The sequence below is a fragment of the Pseudescherichia vulneris NBRC 102420 genome (genome assembly GCF_000759795.1).
GTDB classification, from domain to species: domain Bacteria; phylum Pseudomonadota; class Gammaproteobacteria; order Enterobacterales; family Enterobacteriaceae; genus Pseudescherichia; species Pseudescherichia vulneris.
Genome location: NZ_BBMZ01000008.1, coordinates 255,530 through 270,289 on the forward strand (window position 1 = coordinate 255,530; position 14,760 = coordinate 270,289).

The 14,760-nt window shown below is 59.2% G+C and carries 12 protein-coding genes and 1 tRNA gene; 5 read left to right on the forward strand and 8 right to left on the reverse strand.

Features of this window, described 5'->3' with window-relative positions; all coding sequences use genetic code 11:
• Positions 1–37 precede the first annotated feature (37 nt).
• Positions 38–649 carry a hypothetical protein gene (locus tag EV102420_RS22285; protein WP_131405995.1) on the forward strand — a complete coding sequence of 204 codons (612 nt, stop codon included), beginning with the start codon at positions 38–40 and terminating at the stop codon, positions 647–649.
• A 99-nt stretch (positions 650–748) separates the two neighbouring features.
• Here EV102420_RS22285 and EV102420_RS07090 read toward each other — a convergent pair.
• Together EV102420_RS07090 and EV102420_RS07095 are read right to left on the reverse strand one after the other, a co-directional pair.
• Positions 749–824: transfer RNA gene (locus EV102420_RS07090), tRNA-Phe, on the reverse strand.
• A 105-nt stretch (positions 825–929) separates the two neighbouring features.
• Positions 930–1,646 (reverse strand): DUF554 domain-containing protein, encoded by a 717-nt coding sequence (locus tag EV102420_RS07095; RefSeq protein WP_042390381.1) that lies wholly within the window; start codon positions 1,644–1,646, stop codon positions 930–932.
• Positions 1,647–1,931: 285 nt separating this feature from the next.
• Here EV102420_RS07095 and EV102420_RS07100 point away from each other — a divergent pair, with 285 nt between their 5' ends.
• Entirely contained in the window at positions 1,932–4,073 is a 2,142-nt protein-coding gene (locus EV102420_RS07100) for an ornithine decarboxylase (protein WP_042390383.1), read from the forward strand.
• Positions 4,074–4,113: 40 nt separating this feature from the next.
• On the opposite strand, the gene mltC is transcribed toward EV102420_RS07100, so the two are convergent.
• Genes mltC through mutY form a run of 3 tightly spaced genes read right to left on the reverse strand, consistent with a single transcriptional unit; the run spans position 4,114 to position 6,609 of the window.
• The gene (mltC, locus tag EV102420_RS07105) at positions 4,114–5,202 is read right to left on the reverse strand and encodes a membrane-bound lytic murein transglycosylase MltC (RefSeq protein ID WP_042390385.1); all 1,089 of its coding nucleotides are present in this window, start codon (positions 5,200–5,202) and stop codon (positions 4,114–4,116) included.
• A gap of 59 nt (positions 5,203–5,261) precedes the next feature.
• Positions 5,262–5,531, reverse strand: coding sequence for an oxidative damage protection protein (locus EV102420_RS07110; protein WP_042390388.1), 270 nt, complete (start codon positions 5,529–5,531; stop codon positions 5,262–5,264).
• A gap of 25 nt (positions 5,532–5,556) precedes the next feature.
• Positions 5,557–6,609, reverse strand: coding sequence for an A/G-specific adenine glycosylase (gene mutY, locus EV102420_RS07115; RefSeq protein WP_042390390.1), 1,053 nt, complete (start codon positions 6,607–6,609; stop codon positions 5,557–5,559).
• Between the two features lie 155 nt (positions 6,610–6,764).
• Between mutY and trmB the strand changes: the two genes are divergently transcribed.
• The 3 genes from trmB to EV102420_RS07130 are packed head-to-tail and all read left to right on the forward strand — an operon-like array spanning position 6,765 to position 8,588.
• The gene (gene trmB, locus EV102420_RS07120) at positions 6,765–7,484 is read left to right on the forward strand and encodes a tRNA (guanosine(46)-N7)-methyltransferase TrmB (RefSeq protein ID WP_042390391.1); all 720 of its coding nucleotides are present in this window, start codon (positions 6,765–6,767) and stop codon (positions 7,482–7,484) included.
• On the forward strand, positions 7,484–7,810 hold the full coding sequence (locus EV102420_RS07125) for a YggL family protein (protein WP_042390393.1): 327 nt from the start codon (positions 7,484–7,486) through the stop codon (positions 7,808–7,810). The genes trmB and EV102420_RS07125 overlap by 1 nt, the downstream gene beginning before the upstream one ends.
• A 58-nt stretch (positions 7,811–7,868) precedes the next feature.
• Entirely contained in the window at positions 7,869–8,588 is a 720-nt protein-coding gene (locus tag EV102420_RS07130) for a YggN family protein (RefSeq protein ID WP_042390395.1), read from the forward strand.
• A gap of 24 nt (positions 8,589–8,612) precedes the next feature.
• Here EV102420_RS07130 and rluA read toward each other — a convergent pair whose 3' ends face one another.
• The 3 genes from rluA to polB form a co-directional block, all read right to left on the reverse strand.
• Positions 8,613–9,272, reverse strand: coding sequence for a bifunctional tRNA pseudouridine(32) synthase/23S rRNA pseudouridine(746) synthase RluA (gene rluA, locus EV102420_RS07135; protein ID WP_042390398.1), 660 nt, complete (start codon positions 9,270–9,272; stop codon positions 8,613–8,615).
• Positions 9,273–9,284: 12 nt separating this feature from the next.
• Positions 9,285–12,191 (reverse strand): RNA polymerase-associated protein RapA, encoded by a 2,907-nt coding sequence (gene rapA, locus EV102420_RS07140; protein ID WP_042390400.1) that lies wholly within the window; start codon positions 12,189–12,191, stop codon positions 9,285–9,287.
• A 152-nt stretch (positions 12,192–12,343) separates the two neighbouring features.
• The gene (gene polB / locus EV102420_RS07145; protein ID WP_042390402.1) at positions 12,344–14,701 is read right to left on the reverse strand and encodes a DNA polymerase II; all 2,358 of its coding nucleotides are present in this window, start codon (positions 14,699–14,701) and stop codon (positions 12,344–12,346) included.
• Positions 14,702–14,760 lie beyond the last annotated feature (59 nt).

Genomic DNA, 14,760 nt, shown 5'->3' on the forward strand with positions numbered 1-14,760 from the left:
TCTACTCCACTTTTTTTGCAATGGGGTTAGCTAAAAAATGCACTTATTAATGAAGATATTACGTAAGGATAAAGCCTATGTTTTCTATAAGCCTTATCTCTACCATCTATGGGGAAATATGAAATTAATCCTAATGGTCGCCTCACTTTTTAGCCTGTGCGCATGCTCGGCCTTTCATACCTCTAAAAGTCATCTTGATAAAGGAGAACCCTACTGGCTCACCTATGACGCTAACTACCGTGGCGCATTAATCGTGCCGCACGGCAGTCCGGTCAGATACTGTCCTGAGCCACCGCCGGATACCGCCACGGCGTTAGCGCTAAAATCATCTGCCGGCGCTGCAACAGCACCTGCTGGGCAGGATAGCGGCTCACGCGATTACAACCGCTCCATCGTGGAACTGGCAAAAAGAACGACCACCGTTGAGGTATTACGCTATGCGCTGTTTTCAATTTGCGTGGGGGAGATGAACGGTTCGATATCAACTCAGCAACGAGCAGAGATGACCGACTATATCCTCAAGGCGGTGGTCAATATTTCAAAATCAGAGTTTAACAATAGCGTTAAAGAGGCGTTAAAAAGCGCAGCAGAAGCCAGGAAATCAGGCGTAGATGAGAGCGTTATTAAAACGATTACACAGCAGCAGTAAAGCGTCGCATGGATGCGAAGAATAATCGAACGAAGTTCGATGGAAAGTCCGGCTCGCCAAAAGCAAAAACCCAGCCATAGGCTGGGTTCTCTGAATTAGTGGTGCCCGGACTCGGAATCGAACCAAGGACACGGGGATTTTCAATCCCCTGCTCTACCGACTGAGCTATCCGGGCAACGGGGCGCATTAAAACCGATTCGCCTCGTGTCGTCAACGAAATTTATTTAAATCGTTGCAGACTGCACAATCTATCACCACTTTGCCGCGCCTGCACCCGTTTTCAGGCAAAAAATGCACTCCAGGCGGCCGAGAGCGGCATGGCAATAACCAGCGCGGGCAGCATGTTGGCGACGGCAAACATCTTGATGCCGCAGATCCGCAGCCCGGTCGCCAGCAGCAGGATCCCGCCGACGGCGGTGAAGTCACCCATCATCGCGGGCGTCGTCAGGGGCATCACCAGCGTGGCGCAGGCACCCAGGCTAAGCTGAATAAGCAGCATCGGTATAGAGATCGCCGCGACCGCAATACCCAGCGAGGTGGCAAAAATCACCGCGGTAAAGAAGTCGAGAAAGGCTTTGGCGATCAGGATGCTGGCATCGCCAGTCATCCCCTCGCGCATCGCACCGAAAATCCCGGTACCGCTGGCGCAGAACAGGATGATGATCGCCACCAGGCTCTGAATAAAGGTCTCATGGGGGGCAGGGGCATCCTGCTTGCCGCCGCGCTGCATCAGACGACGCAGGCCGTGCACCGCACCGCCGATCCCGCGCTCAACGTAGCATACCTCGCCAATCAGCGTGCCGAGCAGCGTCGCCAGCACCATCACCGGCAGGTTAACGCACTTCACCACCAGCAGAATGCCAATGCCCAGCGAGCAGAGGCCAAAGATGGCGGGCATGGAGGTACGCACCCGCTCCGGCAGCCGCTGGCTCAGCAGGGCACCAATCGTCCCGCCAATCAGCACGGCGGCGGCATTTATAAAGGGTCCGGTTAGCACGCTGTCTCTCCTGAAATATCGATTTACATAACTGCATAGTATGCCGGAAAAACCCCGTGTTTACGCACTCATTGTGGGTTGCATGGGTAGATTAAAAGTGACATTATTGCGCGAAATTTCTCCTTGCTACTCTTCTGTAAACTCTTTTTCTCAACAACGGGGGCCGCTGGATGACAGATCGCTTTGTTCGCCAGACGCATCGCATAGTTATGCGATCCTTAGCCCGTTTGTTCCCGATCCCGACTCCACTCACCGTACGGTGAGGCTAACGGTTACCCATAGCTTATGAAAACGATGAAAATGGCCGCCAGCCGCGCGCTGGTCTCTGCGCTTTCCACGCACCGGGAAGTGGTAACGCTGGACAACACGGACTTTACCGATGTGGCGGCAGTCGTTATTACGCGGGCGGATAGCCAGAGCGGCATCCTTGCGCTGCTCAAGCGCACGGGCTTCAATCTGCCGGTGTTTATGTTTGCCGATGAGCAGGCAGATACGCCTGCGGGCGTTGACGCGGTGATTAACGGCAAAGAGCAGGCGATGCTGGAGCTGGAAGCAGCCGCCTGCCGCTATGAAGAGAACCTGCTGCCACCATTTTTTGACACCCTGAGCCAGTATGTGGCGATGGATAACAGCACCTTCGCCTGTCCAGGGCATCAGCATGGCGCGTTCTTTAAAAAGCATCCGGCGGGCCGCCAGTTCTTCGATTTCTTTGGTGAAAACGTCTTTCGTGCCGATATGTGCAACGCCGACGTCAAGCTGGGGGATCTGCTGATCCACGAAGGCTCCGCCAAGCACGCGCAGAAATTTGCTGCCAAAGTGTTTAATGCGGATAAAACCTACTTCGTGCTCAACGGCACCTCGGCGGCGAATAAGGTGGTGACAAACGCACTGCTCACGCGTGGCGATCTGGTGCTGTTCGATCGCAACAACCATAAGTCGAACCACCACGGGGCGCTTATTCAGGCGGGCGCTACGCCGGTCTACCTGGAGGCCGCCCGTAATCCGTTCGGCTTTATTGGCGGGATCGACGCCCACTGCTTTGATGAAGCGTACCTGCGCGAGCAGATCCGCGCCGTGGCTCCGGAAAAGGCCGATGCCCCACGCCCGTTCCGCCTGGCAGTGATCCAGCTCGGCACCTACGACGGCACGATCTATAACGCCCGGCAGGTGATCGACAAGATCGGCGCACTGTGCGACTATGTGCTGTTTGACTCCGCGTGGGTAGGCTACGAGCAGTTTATTCCCATGATGGCCGACTGCTCGCCGCTGCTGCTCGATCTTAACGAGAACGATCCGGGGATCTTTGTGACCCAGTCGGTGCACAAGCAGCAGGCCGGTTTCTCCCAGACCTCGCAGATCCATAAGAAGGATAACCACCTGCGCGGCCAGGCGCGTTTCTGCCCGCACAAGCGGCTGAATAATGCCTTTATGCTCCATGCTTCCACTAGCCCGTTCTATCCGCTGTTCGCCGCCCTGGATGTTAACGCCAAAATTCACGAAGGGGAGAGCGGCCGTCGTCTGTGGGCCGAGTGCGTGGCGGTAGGCATTGAGGCGCGGAAAGCGATCATTGCCAACTGCAAGATGATCAAACCCTTCGTGCCGCCGGAGGTGGCGGGGCGTCCGTGGCAGGATCACCCTACCCATGCCATTGCCAGCGAGCGCCGCTTCTTCAGCTTTGAACCGGGCGCGGCGTGGCACGGCTTTGAGGGCTATGCTCGTGAGCAGTATTTTGTTGACCCCTGCAAGCTGCTGCTGACTACGCCGGGCATCGACGCGGAGACCGGCGAGTATAGCGAGTTTGGTATCCCGGCCACGATTCTGGCTCACTATCTGCGTGAGAATGGCATCGTGCCCGAGAAGTGCGATCTCAACTCAATCCTCTTCCTGCTGACCCCCGCCGAGAGCGAGGAGAAACTCAATCAGCTGGTCGCAATGCTCGGGCAGTTTGAGCAGCATATTGAGGACGATACGCCGCTGGCGGACGTGCTGCCGACCATCTTCAATAAGTATCCGGTGCGCTACCGCGACTATACCCTGCGCGAGCTGTGCCAAGAGATGCACGATCTCTACGTCAGCTTTGGCGTGAAGGATCTGCAGAAGGCGATGTTCCGCCAGCAGAGTCTGCCGCCGGTGGCGATGAACCCGCAGGATGCCAACAGCGAGTTTATTCGCGGCAACGTAGAGCTGGTGCGCATCAGCGAGGCTGAGGGACGGATCGCCGCCGAAGGCGCGCTGCCCTATCCGCCGGGCGTGCTCTGCGTGGTGCCGGGTGAGATCTGGGGTGGGGCGGTGCAGCGTTACTTCCTGGCGCTGGAGGAGGGGGTTAACCTGCTGCCGGGCTTCTCGCCGGAGCTGCAGGGGGTCTACAGCGAAACCGACCCCGACGGCATCAAGCGTTTATATGGGTACGTCGTGCAGCAGGCGTAGGCCGGGTAAGCGTGGCGCCACCCGGCGTTTTCATCGCGGCTTAAATTTTGCCCCCACGATACCCTTTCTGCGCCGTATTTACCTTGTAGAGGTAGCGGCGCGACTCTGCCGATGGGTGGCGCGTGGTGAGCGTCTCATAGACGTCGCCTGGCGACATCGTATTGATGATGTTCGCCGCCTGCACCTTATCGTTAGAGAAGACCCGCAGCACGCTGCCCGCGCCGCCATTATAGGCGGTGATCACCGCGTAGCGGCGTGAGGTTGGGTTGCTGATACCGGCGAGATAGATGTTGTTCAACATCGCCAGATAGGCGGTACCGGTATCGATATTGCTGGCGGGATCGAACAGGAAGCCACGGTCCGGCATGCCAGAACGCCCCTGCGCCCGGAAGACATCTTTACCGGCGCTGTGCTGCACCACCTGCATCAGGCCCAGCGCGTCAGAGCGGCTGACCGCATAGGGGTTAAACGAAGATTCGGTCTGCATAATCGCCAGGATCAGCGACTCATCCACGCCATACTTGCGTGCCGACTGGCGCACCATACCCACATACTTATGCGCACGCTTATCGAGGTGGTTCGCTACCAGGTTAATGGTCACGCTGTAGATAATCTTCAGGCCGTTGGTGCGGCTCTTCATCTGGTTTTGCAGCAGATAGTCGGCATATTTCTCGGCGCGCCACTGCCAGCGGATCGCCTCGCCGTTGTTATCCACCACCTGACCATAGAGGAACGGTTGTTTCGAGATCTGGATATCATCTACGTCGGAGTAGAGATCGATAGAGCCGGGATCGTCGCCCATCAGCAGGGTTTTGATGATCGCCTTGCGCAGATGCGCCGCCGGCTCGGTACCGGCAATGGTCTCGATGGTGATCGTCCCGGCATCAAAGTTGATGTGGCTACGGGTCTGATACTGGTCGGTATACTTTACGTAGTCCTTGGGTCCGGCAATCAGGACTTCGTTAAAACCCCAGATGTTTTCGATGTTATGGGCAAACTGACCCATCAGGATATCAAAACCGTTGGTGTCCTTTACCCAGGCCTCGTTATAGCTATCGCCCTTTTTATTGGAACTGGAACACGAGATGAGCAACGGCGCAATAAGGGCTAGCGCTAAATATTTTTTCATCATTCCTGGATGTATGTTGTGTTAAGTCGTTATTCTTTCCAAAAAAAGGGCCGAGGCCCTTAATCTTGTGGCTTATAGCCTTCGATATGTACGTCTTTCCCTTCGAACAGGAAGTTCACCATCTCCTCTTCCAGCAGCTTGCGGTGCTCCACGTTCATCATGTTGAGCTTCTTCTCATTGATGAGCATGGTCTGCTTCTGCTGCCACTGGGACCAGGCCTCTTTAGAGATCTCATTGTAGATCCGCTTGCCCAGATCGCCCGGATAGAGCTGGAAGTCCTGGCCTTCCGCTTCGCGGCCCAGGAAGGTACAAAAAATAGTTCTGCTCATGGTCACTCCTCGTGATGTCGCGGCGCTAAACGGGTGCGCCCGCGCGTAATTGTTGTAACAGGCGCTCTACCGGCGCGGCCAGGCCCACCGACGGCGGCTGGGCTAAGTTATACCAGAGACCTGTTCCCTCATCCATGCATGACGTGAAGGAGGACACGGGAAGCCACATCGGCACAATATCCAGATGGAAATGGCTGAATGTATGGCGAAATCCGTTGAGCTCGGTAAGAGTATCGGCCTGAATCTGCCGTTGCGCCAGCCAGTCGCGCAGGGCCGCTTCATCGCTGAACTGCGGGAAGCAGTAGAGGCCGCCCCACAGGCCAGTAGGCGGTCGGCGGGCAAGATAGACCGTCTCGCCGTGCTGCATCAGCAGCAGAAAACCGGTGCGCTCCGGCAGCGTCTGCTTGGGCTTTTTGCCCGGATACTGCGCCCAGCTCTCGTTAGCATAGGCGATACAGCCATTATTCAGCGGGCAGAGCGTACACTTCGGCTTTGAGCGGGTGCAGACCGTCGCGCCAAGATCCATCATCGCCTGGTTAAACTGCGCCACGCCTTGCGCAGGCGTGACCTGTTCAGCGATCGCCCACAGGCGCTTCTCCACCTCTTTGCGGCCCGGCCAGCCGTCAACGGCGTAGCAGCGAGCCAGCACGCGCTTCACATTACCATCAAGAATAGGGAAGTGTTTGCCGAGCGCAAGGGAGAGCACCGCCCCCGCCGTTGAGCGTCCGACGCCCGGCAGGGCGGCAACCTCTTCAAAGGTATCCGGGAACACGCCGCCGTGCTGGTCAGCCACCTGCTGCGCGGCCTTGTGCAGGTTGCGCGCGCGGGCGTAGTAGCCCAGCCCGGTCCACAGATGCAGCACCTCGTCGATGGGCGCACGGGCCAGATCGGTCACCGTTGGGAAACGCGCCATAAAGCGCTCAAAGTAGGGGATAACCGTCGCCACCTGCGTTTGTTGCAACATCACCTCAGAGAGCCATACTTTGTAGGGCGTTTTTTCGATTTGCCAGGGCAGGGTTTTGCGCCCGTATTTGTCGTACCACTCCAGCACCTGGGCTGAAAACTGAGACGCGTGCATGGTCAAAGCAGGAGTTCCGAATTGCATGATTAAGGGGCCAGATTGCAGCACAGCGACACCGGGCTGTAAACCGGAACTTTCCGGTGCTTGCATCCGGCTATTAACTTTGGATAATGCCCGTTTCCCGAACACTCTCACAAGCAGACTAAACACCTATGAACAACGACGTCATTTCACCCGAATTTGATGAAAACGGTCGCCCGCTGCGCCGTATTCGCAGCTTCGTCCGCCGCCAGGGCCGTCTGACCAAGGGGCAGCAGCACGCGCTGGATAACTTTTGGCCGGTGATGGGCGTTGAGTTTAGCGAGCAGCCGCTGGATTTCACCGCGCTGTTTGGCCGCGATGCACCAGTGACCCTGGAGATTGGTTTTGGTATGGGCGCTTCGCTGGTAGCGATGGCGAAAGCCAGGCCGGAGCAGAACTTCCTCGGCATTGAGGTCCACTCGCCGGGCGTGGGGGCGTGCCTCGCCACTGCCCATGAAGAGGGCGTGGAGAACCTGCGCGTGATGTGTCACGACGCGGTGGAAGTGCTGCATAAGATGATCCCGGACAACTCGCTGAACATGGTGCAGCTCTTTTTCCCTGACCCGTGGCATAAAGCGCGCCATAATAAACGCCGTATCGTGCAGACGCCGTTTGCCGAACTGGTGAAGGGCAAGCTGAAGCTGGGTGGCGTTTTCCATATGGCCACCGACTGGGAAGCCTATGCCGAGCACATGCTGGAAGTGATGTCCGCTATCGACGGATATCAAAACCGCTCTGAGAGCGGCGACTATGTACCGCGCCCGGAGACGCGCCCGGTAACCAAATTTGAACAGCGTGGTCATCGTCTTGGCCACGGCGTATGGGACTTAATGTTCGAGAGGGTAAAATAATGGCAACGAACCGTAGCCGTCGTCTGCGTAAGAAGTTACATATCGATGAATTTCAGGAGCTGGGCTTTTCCGTTGCCTGGCGCTTCCCGGAGGGCACCTCTGAGGAGCAGATCGACCAGACGGTTGATGCCTTCATTAACGAGGTGATTGAGCCAAACAAGCTGGCCTTTGACGGCAGCGGCTACCTGGTCTGGGAAGGGCTGATCTGCAAGCAGGAGATTGGCAAATGCACCGAAGAGCATCAGGCTACCGTGCGTAGCTGGCTCGAAGGCCGCGGCTTTGAAGATGTGCGCATCAGCGAACTTTTTGACGTCTGGTGGGACTAAGTCACTATCGGGGCTGGCGATTGCCGGCCCGTTTTGTCTCTACAGGACAGGAGTTTTTATGATGCGCAAAGCGCTGCTGGCTGCGGCCCTGGCGGCAACCGCCTTTACTGCCCAGGCAGAATACAAATGTAGCGTGAACCCGCGTGACGACGTGATCGTTAACCCGCAAACCGTGCAGGTAGTGGGGGAGAACGGCAATCTGGTGATGACGCCAGACGGCAACGTCATGTTCAACGGCAAGCAGTATAGCCTCAGTGCGGCCCAGCGCGAGCAGGCGAAAGATTATCAGGCCGATCTGCGCAACGCGCTGCCGTGGATCGACGAGGGCGCGCGTAGCCGCGTTGAGAAAGGCCGCGTGGCGCTGGATAAGATCATCGCCAAAGAAGTGGGCCAAAGCAGCAACATGCGCGGGCGCTTAACCAAGCTCGACGCGCAGCTGAAAGAGCAGATGAACCGCATTCTGGAGCATCGCAGCGACGGCCTCGCATTTCACCATAAGGCGATTGATGAGGTACGTGCCAACGGTCAGCAGCTGGTGAACCAGGCAATGGGCGGCATCCTGCAGGACAGCATCAACGAGATGGGTGCTCAGGCGGTGCTGAAAGGCGGCGGTAATCCGTTACAGAGCGTAATGGGCAGCCTCGGCGGCCTGCAAACTGCGATTCAGAGCGAGTGGAAAAATCAGGAAGCGGATTTCGAGCAGTTCGGCAAGGCGGTGTGCAGCCGCGTTATCTCTCTGGAAGAGAGCCGCAAGACGCTGGTGAGCGGGCTGAAGTAACGCCCGCCCGCAGGCAAACGCCTGCTAGAAATCAGCGGGCGCTTTAAAGGTCATGCTGGTGCCGTATGCGGGGTGCGTAATGGTCAACATCTCGGCGTGCAACTGCAGGCGGGGTGCCATCGCCAGCGCCTCGGGCGTGGCGTAGAAGCGGTCGCCCAGGATCGGGTGACCCAACGCCAGCATATGCACGCGCAGCTGGTGCGAGCGCCCGGTAATGGGCTTCAGCTGTACGCGGGCGGTGTTATCCGCCGCGTACTCCAGCACCGAATACTCGGTCTGCGCCGCCTTACCGGTCTCATGACACACCATCTGCTTCGGGCGGTTCGGCCAGTCGCAGATCAGCGGCAGATCGATCAGACCCTCCGCCTTTTCAGGATGCCCCCACACGCGGGCCACGTACTGCTTCTTCGGCTCGCGCTCGCGGAACTGGCGCTTAAGCTCTCGCTCCGCGGCTTTGGTCAGGGCCACTACGATCACGCCGCTGGTGGCCATATCCAGACGATGCACCGACTCCGCCAGCGGATAGTCGCGCTGAATGCGCGTCATCACGCTGTCCTTGTGCTCGTCCAGCCTTCCAGGCACAGAGAGCAGGCCGCTCGGCTTGTTAACCACCATAATATGCTCGTCCTGGTATAACACGACCAGCCAGGGCGACTGCGGCGGATTGTAGGGCTCCATCAACATAACGGGTTCCTGTTACTGGTGCGTAACGACAATAAGACGCAGCGCATCGAGACGCCAGCCCGCCTGAGCAAGGCTATCGAGCACCTGCTGACGGTTGCTCTCGATGGCGGCCAGCTCATCATCACGGATATTCGGGTTCACCGCCTTCAGCGCTTCCAGACGCGACAGCTCCGCCGAGAGACGTTCATCTGCCTCCTGGCGCGCCGCGGCAATCAGCGCCTTCGCCGCGCTCTCGATCTGTGCTTCACCCAGCTGCAGGATCGCGTGTACGTCCTGCTGCACCGCGTTCACCAGTTTGCTGCCGGTGTGGCGGTTAACCGCGCTCAGCTGGCGGTTGAAGGTTTCAAACTCCACCTGGGCGGCAAGGTTATTGCCGTTTTTATCCAGCAGCATACGCACCGGCGTAGCAGGCAGGAAGCGGTTAAGCTGAAGCTGCTTCGGTGCCTGTGCCTCAACGACATAGATCAGCTCAAGCAGCAGGGTGCCCACCGGCAGCGCCTTGTTTTTCAGCAGCGAAATGGTGCTGCTGCCGGTATCGCCGGAGAGGATCAGATCCAGACCGTTGCGGATCAGTGGATGCTCCCAGGTTACAAACTGGGCATCTTCCCGCGACAGGGCCACGTCACGCTCAAAGGTAATGGTGCAGCCATCTTCCGGCAGGCCCGGGAAGTCCGGAACCAGCATGTGATCGGACGGGGTCAGCACGATCATGTTCTCACCGCGATCGTCCTGGTTGACGCCCACGATATCAAACAGGTTCATGGCAAAGCTAATCAGCCCGGTGTCATCATCCTGCTCTTCAATGCTCTCTGCCAGCGCCTGCGCTTTTTCACCGCCGTTGGAGTGGATCTCCAGCAGGCGATCGCGGCCTTGCTCCAGCTGGGCCTTCAGCGCCTCGTGCTGTTCGCGGCAGGTTTTGATCAGCTCGTCGAAGCCTTCGGTCTCTTCCGGCGCGGCGAGGTAGCCAATCAGATCGCTGTGCACCTGGTCGTAAATGGTACGGCCGGTAGGGCAGGTATGCTCAAAGGCGTCGAGGCCTTCGTGGAACCAGCGCACCAGCACCGACTGGGCGGTCTTTTCCAGATAGGGAACGTGGATCTGAATGTCGTGCGCCTGGCCGATACGGTCCAGACGACCGATACGCTGCTCCAGCAGGTCCGGGTTAAACGGCAGATCGAACATCACCAGGTGGCTGGCGAACTGGAAGTTACGCCCCTCGGAGCCGATCTCAGAGCAGAGCAGCACCTGCGCGCCGCTGTCCTCTTCGCCAAACCAGGCGGCGGCACGGTCGCGCTCAACGATGGACATGCCTTCGTGGAACACGGCGGCACGGATGCCTTCCCGCTCGCGCAGCACCTGCTCCAGCTGGAGGGCGGTGGCAGCCTTGGCGCAGATCACCAGCACCTTCTGCGAACGGTGGCTGGTCAGGTAGCCCATCAGCCACTCCACGCGCGGGTCGAAGTTCCACCATGTGCCGGTGTCGCCCTCGAACTCCTGATAGATCTGCTCCGGGTAGAGCATGTCGCGTGCGCGCTCTTCAGCGCTTTTGCGTGCCCCCATGATGCCGGAGACCTTGATGGCCGTCTGGTACTGGGTCGGTAGCGGCAGCTTGATGGTATGCAGCTCGCGTTTCGGGAAGCCCTTCACGCCGTTACGGGTGTTACGGAACAGGACGCGGCTGGTGCCATGGCGATCCATCAGCATGGAGACCAGCTCCTGGCGCGCGGCCTCTGCGCCGTCGCGATCGCTGTTAGCGGTTTGCAGCAGCGGTTCAATGTCCTGCTCACCAATCAGCTCGCTCAGGGTGTTCAGCTCGCTGTCGCTCAGATGCTTACCCGCCAGCAGCATGGCCACGGCATCGGCTACCGGGCGGTAGTTCTGCTGCTCTTCAACAAACTGCTCAAAGTCGTGGAAGCGGTTCGGATCCAGCAGGCGCAGACGGGCGAAGTGGCTCTCCAGGCCCAGCTGCTCCGGCGTCGCGGTCAGCAGTAGGACGCCCGGCACGCGCTCGGCCAGCTGTTCAATCGCCATGTACTCGCGGCTCGGTGCCTCTTCGCTCCACACCAGGTGGTGCGCTTCATCGACCACCAGCATGTCCCACTCGGCATCGCACAGGTGCTCCAGGCGCTGCTTGCTGCGGCGCACGAAGTCCAGGGAGCAGATCACCAGCTGTTCGGTCTCAAACGGGTTATCGGCCTCGTGCTGCGCTTCCGCGTAGCGCTCGTCATCAAACAGCGCGAAGCGCAGGTTGAAGCGGCGCAGCATCTCCACCAGCCACTGGTGTTGCAGGGTCTCTGGCACCACCACCAGCACGCGCTCTGCCGCACCGGCCAGCAGCTGCTGGTGCAGGATCATCCCCGCCTCGATGGTTTTACCCAGGCCAACTTCATCCGCCAGCAGCACGCGCGGCGCATGACGACGGCCCACGTCGTGGGCAATGTGCAGCTGATGCGGTATCAGGCTGGTGCGCTGGCCGCGCAGGCCGCTCCATGGCATCCGATACTGCTCGCTCTGGTACTTACGCGCGCGGTAGCGCAGGGAGAAGCGATCCATACGGTCGATCTGCCCGGCGAACAGGCGGTCCTGCGGCTTGCTGAACACCAGCTTGCTGTCGAGCAGCACTTCACGCAGCGCCACGTCGGTCTCGCCGGTATCGAGGCGCGTGCCGGTGTAGGTCAGCAGACCGTTTTGCTCTTTTACGTCATCAATGGTGAGCTGCCAGCCTTCGTGGCTGGTCACCGTATCGCCTGGATTAAACATTACGCGAGTAACCGGGGAGTCACTGCGGGAGTAGAGACGGTTCTCTCCGGTTGAGGAGAAGAGCAGCGTAACGGTACGCGCATCCATCGCCACAACGGTTCCCAGTCCGAGTTCGCTTTCTGTATCGCTGATCCAGCGTTGACCAAGTGTAAAAGGCATAGTTATTCGGCTCTATATCTCAAATTGCAGGCAATAGTTAGACCACCGTCAGAGAGCGACAGCGCGTCAAAAATTGGGGCCAGGATTGGAAAGGGCGCTATGGTACTGGATGGCAACGCGTTCGTCACGTCTTCGTCATCATTCAAACCGCGCTAAAAGAGTCCCATCTGCCCCGTGACCAGTGTAGCAAAGTCATCGCCCATAAACGGCAGGATGCCCTCCGCCACCGGCTGTAGCTGGCGAGTTAAGTAGTGATCGTAGTCCAGCGGCGACTGCTGGTAGTCCACCGGCTCGGGGCCGTGGGTGGTCCAGACGTACTTAATTGTGCCCCGCTTTTGATACTGCAACGCCCGGCCGCGCTTCTGGTTCTGCTCATCCGCCAGCCTCGCCGCCCGCACGTGGGGTGGCACGTTGCGCTGGTACTCCGCCAGAGGGCGACGCAGGCGCTTGCGATAGACCAGCTGGTTATCCAGTTCGCCCGCCATCAGTTGGGCAATGGTTTCGCGGATGTAATCCTGATATGGCTCGCGGCGAAAAATGCGCAGGTAGAGCGCCTGCTGGAACGTCTGCGCCAGCGGCGTCCAGTCGGTGCGCACCGTCTCCAGACCCTTAAAGACCATGCGCTGGCTGTCACCCTCCTGAATCAGCCCGGCGTAGCGCTTCTTGCTGCCGGTATCCGCCCCGCGAATGGTTGGCATCAGGAAGCGGCTGAAGTGGGTCTCAAACTCCAGCTCCAGCGTGCTGGTTAACCCCTTGCTGGCAAGATGTTCCCGCCACCAGTCGTTGACCAGCACCACCAGCGCCTGGCCGATGCGGGCGGCCTCCTCTTCACTGTGGGCGTGCTTCAGCCAGACGAAGGTCGAGTCCGTGTCGCCGTAGATCACCTCATAGCCCTGGGACTCAATCAGCGTTTTAGTCTGACGCATGATCTCATGTCCGCGCATGGTGATCGACGACGCCAGCCGGGGATCGAAGAAGCGGCAGGCGCTGGTGCCCAGCACGCCGTAGAAGGCGTTCATGATGATCTTCAGCGCCTGGGAGAGGGGCTTGTTACCCTGACGTTTGGCCTCGTCGCGGCCGTGCCAGATCTGGCCGACGATCTCCGGCAGGCAGTGCTTCTCACGGGAGAACCACGCTCCGAGAAAGCCTTCGCTGCTGTGGGTTTCATCCGGCTGCGCCATGCCTTCAATCAGCCCCACCGGATCAATCAGAAAGGTGCGGATGATCGACGGGTAGAGGCTTTTATAGTCCAGCACCAGCACCGAGTCATACAGGCCAGGGGTGGAGTCCATCACGTAGCCGCCGGGGCTGGCCTGCGGCGGCACGTCACCGAGATTGGGGGCCACGTAGCCCGCCCGGTGCATGCGTGGAAAATAGAGATGGCTGAAGGCCGCTACCGACCCGCCATGGCGATCGGCGGGCAGGCCGTTGACCGAGGCGCGCTCCAGCAGGAAGGGCATGATGGCGGTCTTATGGAAGATGCGCGTCACCAGCTCGCAGTCCTTTAGGTTGTAGGTGGCAAGGGCGGGCTTATCTTCGTTAAAGCGCCGCTCGATCTCGTCCATTCTGTCCCAGGGATTATCGATCGACTTGCCTTCCCCGAGCAGCTCCCGCGCTACCGCTTCGAGGGAGAATGACGGGAAGTTCCAGAACGCGGACTTCAGGGCGTCGATGCCATCGATAATCAGCCGGCCCGCCATCTGCGCAAAGAAGACGCCGTTCTTAAAGCCGTGCTCGCGCCACTCCAGCTCGCTGTTGCCACGCCCCAACCGCAGCGGGACGCCGTAGCGCTCGGCGTGCTTTTGCAGCATCCGCAGATCGAACTGCACCACGTTCCAGCCGATCAGCACGTCCGGATCGTGGGTGGCAAACCAGGCGTTGAGCTTCTCCAGCAGTTGCCGACGGCTGGCAACGTACTCCAGATGGAAGTCGAGGCCCGAGGCGTCGCCATTTTCCGGCCCGAGCATATAGACCGTGCGCTGCCCGCACCCCTCCAGGCCAATGCAGTACAGCTCGCCGTGGCGGGTAGTTTCGATATCCAGCGACACCCACTTCAGCGGTGGGCGATAGTGCGGGCTGGGCTTCAGGCGCGTATTCACCAGCTCGCCGTCGCGCGCCTCGCCGCTGACCCATACCGGGGCGGTGATAAAGCGTTCCATCAGGAAACGTTCAGGCGGGCGGATGTCGGCTTCATAAAGCGTTACGCCGCCCTCGCGGAGCAGCTTCTCATAGCGCATCAGCTGACGATGGGCGCGACAGTAGAGGCCGTGCACCGGCTGGCGGCTGAAGTCTTTCAGCTCAAGCGGCGTCAGGCGGTAGTGGCTTTCACCCGCAAGGATCCGCTGCGCCTGAGGCACCTGCGCCGAGGGGATAAACGCCACCGACTCCTGCACGGGCAGCACCACCCGCAGCGGGCCTTCGTCGGTGGCCAGCCAGAACGCGATCTCGGTGCCTTGAGGGGTATCCCGCCAGTGCCGGGTCAGTAAAAAGCCTTCTTGCGCCTGCGCCACGCTCTCTTCTCATAAAATAAAACCAGGCGTTATTATAGCCTGGTTTCACTGTTTTAGCT

Excerpts from the sequence above, each read along its gene's own strand:
- EV102420_RS07100 (WP_042390383.1), top strand. The coding sequence starts at position 1,932 with ATGAAAACGATGAAAATGGCCGCCAGCCGCGCGCTGGTCTCTGCGCTT.
- mltC (WP_042390385.1), bottom strand. The coding sequence starts at position 5,202 with ATGAAAAAATATTTAGCGCTAGCCCTTATTGCGCCGTTGCTCATCTCG.
- rapA (WP_042390400.1), bottom strand. The coding sequence starts at position 12,191 with ATGCCTTTTACACTTGGTCAACGCTGGATCAGCGATACAGAAAGCGAA.
- rluA (WP_042390398.1), bottom strand. The coding sequence starts at position 9,272 with ATGTTGATGGAGCCCTACAATCCGCCGCAGTCGCCCTGGCTGGTCGTG.
- EV102420_RS22285 (WP_131405995.1), top strand. The coding sequence starts at position 38 with ATGCACTTATTAATGAAGATATTACGTAAGGATAAAGCCTATGTTTTC.
- mutY (WP_042390390.1), bottom strand. The coding sequence starts at position 6,609 with ATGCACGCGTCTCAGTTTTCAGCCCAGGTGCTGGAGTGGTACGACAAA.
- EV102420_RS07130 (WP_042390395.1), top strand. The coding sequence starts at position 7,869 with ATGATGCGCAAAGCGCTGCTGGCTGCGGCCCTGGCGGCAACCGCCTTT.
- trmB (WP_042390391.1), top strand. The coding sequence starts at position 6,765 with ATGAACAACGACGTCATTTCACCCGAATTTGATGAAAACGGTCGCCCG.
- EV102420_RS07110 (WP_042390388.1), bottom strand. The coding sequence starts at position 5,531 with ATGAGCAGAACTATTTTTTGTACCTTCCTGGGCCGCGAAGCGGAAGGC.
- EV102420_RS07125 (WP_042390393.1), top strand. The coding sequence starts at position 7,484 with ATGGCAACGAACCGTAGCCGTCGTCTGCGTAAGAAGTTACATATCGAT.